The following is a 6,398-nucleotide window of genomic DNA, read 5'->3' as shown; positions in this document are numbered from 1 at the left end:
AAAGGTTATACCGACGAAAAAGCAACTGAAACCTTAACCGCATCAAAAGGTTATACCGACGGAAAAGCAACCGAGACTTTAACCGCATCCAAAGGTTACACCGATGGCAAAGCAACAGAGACTCTGGCATTGTCACAAAGTTATACGAATGATCAGGTATTGAGCGTTAAACAGGACATTGCTGCACAGCATAAATACCTAAGCATCAATGGTGGTACGTCTGCAGAAGCGATTGCTAGTGGAGACAACGCAATGGCTTTAGGCACTAATGCGGCGGCGCAGGGCAAGCAATCTATTGCAATGGGAGATGGAGCCCAAGCAATCGGTGAGCAAGCTATCAGCATTGGCACTGGTAATAAAGTGACTGGAAATCATTCAGGTGCGATTGGCGATCCAAGTACGGTCAGTGGCAATAACAGCTATAGTATGGGCAATAATAATACCGTGTCTGGCGACAATACTTTTGTGCTCGGCAATAATATCAATACTACGGCAAAAAACGCCGTGGTACTCGGTAATGACTCTAGCTCTAGCCGTGAAAACACAGTGTCGGTTGGTTCGGATATTAACCAGCGTCAGATTATCAATGTTGCTAATGGTACCGCTAATAATGACGCAGTCAATGTCAGTCAGTTACAAGACGCAAAAACAAGCGCTATCGAAACCTCGAACACCTATACTGATACTAAATTTAATGCTCTAAATGACTCTATTCACAATTATCTGCAAGACAATGGACAGCGCTTTAAGGAAATTGATGATCGTTTTGATCGTCAAGGTGCGATGAGTGCTGCGATGTTAAACATGGCAACCAGCACGTCAGGTCTACAAGGTAAGAACCGTATAGGCGTGGGCGCAGGTTTTCAGGGCTCCGAGCAAGCGGTCTCATTGGGGTATCAGCGTGTCATTAATCCCAATACCAGCTTTAGTCTCGGTGGTGCTTTCACGAAAGATGAGAACTCTGGTGGCATGGGTATGGGCTTTAGCTGGTAAGCATTAAGTAAACCAAAAGCCAGAAAAAGGACATTAACTTGTCCTTTTTCTCTGATGACCATTTTTACTTATTATCTAAAACTTCTTATAGCCCAAACCTTTTTGAATGCCAATCCTGCCGCGAGCTAAGCGGTCGCTTGAGCTGCCTTATTTCTTTAAGCGCTGCCATAAGCTTAGGGTCATAAGGCAATGTCACAAGGCAATTTATATAATGTCACCTGCGTGCATTACACTTCAACTTACTACCGTGTTCAATAACTCTGTGTATAAATTAACAAAGTTACCCTAACAGCACACCGCATAAACCGACAACAGCTATAACACGTTGAATAATCAAACTGTCTTGCAGGTGAGTGTTTAGATAAGTGGCAAATCCTTTGCCGATAGTATATAGACCTAGCATGGCAATAATCATACCCGTAAAGAAGCCAGCGGTATTACTGTTTGCAGGCACTTCGATTGCATGAGCTGCACCGTGGAACATAGCAAGCGCACCAAAGCCAATGACTAAGGATTTATACACGGTTTTGACGGACATCTCGTGGTTTTGATTCAATGCCACATTAAAGTAGCGGCTCATAAGTGCCATGGTCAGTAGTACGATAGAGAGTAGAATGCCATATTCAATAAACACGCTATTCAAGCTCACACTTAAACTCAGTACAAATCCTGTTACTAGACCAATTAATAGTGCTACAAAGCCTTTTTTAAAGCTGTGCATTTGAGTAAATAGCATCCCCATGCCAAGCGCTAACATCAGATGGTCGAACCCAGTCAAAGGGTGCATGATACCAGACAATATTGAAAGGCTAAATGAGCCATCTGCTGCCATCAACTCATGCCCAGGGTGAGCAAATGCGAGTGTTGGTAGTAATGATAACAGTGCTAAGCCACTGATCATGGTGGTTTTTTGGAAGAGGTTTTTGCGTGTCATCGTTTTGGCTGTGTCTGTTGTCATGATAAATCCTTAATAAATAAACAAATCGATATAAAAACTGACTGATAATCCACTGATCCATCAGCGGTTTGTAGAGCACTTATTGATGCCATCACCTAAGGCATTCTACGCCACACTTAACATGCCTTTATCTAAGATAAAAGCAACAATGTCATCAACGCCTTCACCCGTTTTCATGTTGCTAAAGACCACAGGCTTATCGCCCCGCATTTTTTTGGCATCACGTGCCATCACCTCAAGTGACGCGCCTACGAAAGGGGCAAGGTCGGTTTTATTGATAATGAGCAAGTCCGATTTCATGATACCAGGGCCGCCTTTACGAGGAATTTTATCGCCTGCAGACACGTCAATGACATATAGTGTCAAGTCGGACAATTCAGGGCTAAAAGTTGCTGCCAAATTATCACCACCAGACTCGATGATAATAAGCTCAAGACCTGCAAATTGCTGCTGTAATTCGGCGATGGCAGATAAGTTAATTGAGGCATCTTCACGAATGGCAGTATGCGGGCAGCCACCGGTTTCAACACCGCGAATGCGCTCAGCTGGCATCGCCTCATTGCGGGTTAAAAATTCAGAGTCTTCTTTGGTATAAATATCATTAGTCACCACTGCCATATTGATGTCATCCCGCAGGCGTTGACATAGTCTCAGCGTCAATGCCGTTTTTCCTGAGCCTACAGGGCCACCAATGCCTAAACGTAGCGGAGAGAGCGTCGTTTCTAAATTTTTGTTTTCGACTTTGGGTGTTAGTGCCATAGATAAAGTTCCTTGATGAGAGTTGTGTTTATTAGCGATTAAGAGCGAAATAGGCGGCTGTATTGCCTTTCATGCTGACAAGATAGTATGGCTAAATTTGGTAGGTTGGCGGACATATGTAGCTGTTGATAGAGAAGATTTAGCTTAAATGTTGTTATATCAGAGCGATCAGTCATTAACGCCATATGTTGAGCGTGCGAAAATTTTTGCTGGACATTAGCAGCCAGTGGCTGTATTTGCTGACTTAATAACTGTTGCAGCTGCCAAATGATGCGCTGTCCTGCCATTTGTCCAAGCGGTACGGTTTTGACCGCAGCCAGCACCATGTTTTCAATTTGACCAAAGGCATAGGTGGTCATGGCTTGTACAGGCTTAAGTTGCCAGTGCGAGCTGATATGGGCAAACAGTGGCAAAAAACCATGAACGAGTAAGCTATCAGGCACATTGAGCTCAAGAACATTATCTAACCATGCGGATAAAGACAGTGCCAATTGACTTGACTCATAGACGAATTCTTTGGTTTCGCGGCTAGCGTGGTAATCGGCACCTAAAGCATCAGTCAGCGCCACATCATTAATCATAAGTGCCTCTATCATCAGAGCCAGTAGCGGTAGCTCATAACGACACAATGCCAGTTCCAAATAATCACTCATAAAATCCATGCTACTGCTTTCATCATGAATAAGCCCTGACTCGATAGCAGGCTCTATGCCTTGCGAGTAGGTATAACTGCCAATAGGTAGGTTGCTTGACGCCAGCATGAGCAAACGTCCAGTTACCTCTGTATTATTCAGATCATTTATACCTTGTGCGGTACGGGTAGTCTGCTGTGAGTGTGTGGCGTGATTAGTCATGATTATGCTCATGGCTATGGCTGTGAGCGTCAGAGTGATTATGCTGATGGTTATCACTATGTGCATGGCTATGACTATGATCACGATTGTGGCTATGAGAGTGAGAATGTCCGCCGTGCTCACCTTTATACGCACCCGTTTCTGGCTCAAATGGCGCTTGTACGGCTTGGGTATGTAGGCCAAGTTGATGTAACATCGCTTCTAAAACATGGTCAGGCTCAAAGTAGAGTGCATTAGGTGTCAGCATTAAAGGCACATGGCGGTTGCCTAAATGGTAAGCGCCCTTCATAAGGTCAAAATCATTATCGGCAGTCACTTCGATTAATCCCTGCTTGGCAGCTATTATTTGTATCAAGTTGCCTTGATAGTCTGCTAAAACACTGCCATTCTTAATGGTTTCCGTACGTGGCAAATCAACACCAATGGATTCTTGATGCTGAGTTTCTGCTTTAAAACGGCTACGCTGACGGGTATCGAAATCTAAATATAAAAAGTTTTCTGCCTGTTTTTGCCTATCAATAACTGCTTGTTGTTCAGCGCTAAGGGTTGATAGATCAAGACGTTGCGTATAAATGTTCATAATTATGTTTATAGTCCGTTAAAGTAGATGGTTGACAGCTGATGGTGGATTGTCAGCACGACAATAAAAAGCAGCTAGAATAGAAAATAGCGCTGTGCCATCGGTAGATAGTCGGCAGGCTCACAGGTCAGCAGCTCACCATCGGCGTACACTTCATAGGTTTCCGGGTTGACCTCCATCTTAGGACAGTAGCTATTAAACTTCATGTCTTGTTTACGTACCTTACGAATGTTGTGTACCGCTTTAATGACCTTTTCTAACCCTAGTTGTCTAGCAACCCCCTTATCAATAGCCGCACTTGACATAAAGGTGATGCAAGTCTGCGCCACTGTTTTGGGCAAGCTGCCAAACATGCTGCGATAGTGCACAGGCTGCGGGGTTGAAATGGAAGCATTGAGGTCGCCCATGGACGCTGCCGCAATCAAGCCGCCTTTAATGATAAGGTCGGGCTTTACGCCAAAAAATGCAGGCGACCATAAAATTAAATCCGCCCATTTATCTACTTCAATGGATCCCACTTCGTCACTAATGCCATGAGTGATGGCAGGATTGATGGTGTATTTTGCGAGGTAGCGTTTGATACGAAAATTATCATTGCTGCTATCAGAGTCAGTGGGACTTAGCATGATATTTTCTAATGCTTGCTCAGTTTTAGCTGATTGATCAGGAGCCAGATGACCGCGTTGGGCTTTCATTTTATCAGCTGTTTGCCACGTGCGAATAATGACTTCTCCCACGCGTCCCATCGCTTGCGAATCACTACTCATCATGGAGATGGCACCCATGTCTTGTAAAATATCTTCGGCGGCAATGGTTTCTTTACGAATACGGCTTTCTGCAAAAGCGACATCTTCAGCAATGGCTGGGCTCAAGTGGTGACAAACCATGAGCATGTCGAGATGCTCGTCAATGGTATTAATAGTAAAAGGGCGCGTTGGATTGGTTGATGAGGGTAAAACGTTGGTTTCGCCAATAGCTTTTAAGATATCTGGGGCATGACCGCCGCCAGCGCCTTCGGTATGGAAGGTGTGAATACAGCGGTCTTTAAACGCGCCTAGAGTGCTATCTAAATAGCCGCTTTCATTTAACGTATCAGTATGAATCGCCACTTGCACATCATATTCTTCAGCCACGCTAAGGCAGTTATCAATGGCTTTGGGCGTGGAGCCCCAGTCTTCATGAAGCTTAAGCCCGATAGCACCCGCTTCAATCTGCTCTACAATGGGGGCAGGTAGACTAACATTGCCTTTACCTAAGAATCCGATATTCATCGGAATAGCATCAGTGGCTTTTAGCATGCTGTGAATATGATAAGCACCAGGAGTACAAGTGGTGGCAAGAGTACCTTCAGCAGGTCCCGTACCACCGCCTAACATTGTGGTTACACCAGACATTAATGCCGTCTCACACTGCTGCGGTGCAATGAAGTGAATATGGCTATCGATCCCGCCAGCAGTTAATATTTTACCTTCTCCTGCGATAATTTCGGTAGCAGCGCCAATAGGTAACGTCACGTTAGGCTGAATATCAGGGTTACCGGCTTTACCGATACCGCTAATGCGACCGCCCTTAATAGCGACATCTGCCTTATAGATACCGCTGTAGTCCACAATCAAAGCATTGGTAATAATAGTATCGGCAACTTGCTCACCTATTAGCTGTGATTGACCCATACCATCGCGGATTACCTTGCCGCCACCAAATTTAACCTCTTCACCAATGCTGATGCTATCAATATCACGCTGGTGATCAATATGACTGGTCAAATCATACTCAACCTCAAGCCATAAATTCGTATCGGCTAAGCGTACTTTATCCCCTGTGGTAGGGCCAAAATGCTCGGCATAGATACGTCGGTCAATGCGTTTTTTTGAGGTATTTTGAGAGGTTTTAGGGTCTACAACGCCCATAACCTTGCCTGAAAAACCATAAATGTGTCGCTTACCGGCGATAGCGACTAGCTCAACTTCGCGCGCTTGGCCCGGCTCAAAGCGTACCGCAGTACCAGATAAGATATTGAGTCGATAGCCAAGCGTCGACTCTCGATCAAAGCTCAGTGCTGCATTGACTTCATAGAAGTGATAGTGAGAACCGATTTGAATAGGGCGGTCGCCGGTATTGATTACCGTTATGGTTTGAACATATCGACCAGCATTCAAAGCCATATCGCCTGCTTTAATATTATATTCGCCTGCTTTTATCGTCATTTTTATTATCCTTAATCGTCTTATGGCAATGGCTCTAGTTCAATATC

Annotated in this window: 6 protein-coding genes; 1 reads left to right on the top strand and 5 read right to left on the bottom strand. The window is 44.6% G+C overall.

What is annotated here, in order from left to right:
* Nucleotides 1-993, top strand: a 993-nt coding sequence (locus JMX95_RS12330) for a YadA-like family protein (RefSeq protein ID WP_201560963.1), incomplete at its 5' end; no start/stop codon positions are given.
* A 280-nt stretch (nt 994-1,273) separates the two neighbouring features.
* On the opposite strand, the gene JMX95_RS12325 is transcribed toward JMX95_RS12330, so the two are convergent.
* The 5 genes from JMX95_RS12325 to ureC all read right to left on the bottom strand — a co-directional run bounded on the left by JMX95_RS12325 (nt 1,274) and on the right by ureC (nt 6,351).
* Nucleotides 1,274-1,951: a HupE/UreJ family protein gene (locus JMX95_RS12325; RefSeq protein WP_201560962.1), complete on the bottom strand. Its 678-nt coding sequence runs from the start codon at nt 1,949-1,951 to the stop codon at nt 1,274-1,276.
* A gap of 105 nt (nt 1,952-2,056) precedes the next feature.
* Nucleotides 2,057-2,710: an urease accessory protein UreG gene (ureG, locus tag JMX95_RS12320; RefSeq protein WP_201560961.1), complete on the bottom strand. Its 654-nt coding sequence runs from the start codon at nt 2,708-2,710 to the stop codon at nt 2,057-2,059.
* Between the two features lie 38 nt (nt 2,711-2,748).
* Nucleotides 2,749-3,564, bottom strand: coding sequence for an urease accessory protein UreF (locus JMX95_RS12315; RefSeq protein ID WP_201560960.1), 816 nt, complete (start codon nt 3,562-3,564; stop codon nt 2,749-2,751).
* Nucleotides 3,557-4,144 carry an urease accessory protein UreE gene (gene ureE / locus JMX95_RS12310; protein ID WP_201560959.1) on the bottom strand — a complete coding sequence of 196 codons (588 nt, stop codon included), beginning with the start codon at nt 4,142-4,144 and terminating at the stop codon, nt 3,557-3,559. Before ureE ends, JMX95_RS12315 begins: the two co-directional genes overlap by 8 nt.
* 74 nt (nt 4,145-4,218) lie before the next feature.
* Nucleotides 4,219-6,351, bottom strand: a complete 2,133-nt coding sequence (gene ureC / locus JMX95_RS12305) for an urease subunit alpha (RefSeq protein ID WP_201560958.1) — start codon at nt 6,349-6,351, stop codon at nt 4,219-4,221.
* Nucleotides 6,352-6,398: the final 47 nt, after the last annotated feature.

This window comes from Psychrobacter sp. NC44 (assembly GCF_904846655.1).
In the GTDB taxonomy this organism is placed as follows: domain Bacteria; phylum Pseudomonadota; class Gammaproteobacteria; order Pseudomonadales; family Moraxellaceae; genus Psychrobacter.
The sequence above is the reverse complement of the archived record's forward strand: the minus strand, read 5'-3'. Positions and strand labels throughout refer to the sequence as shown.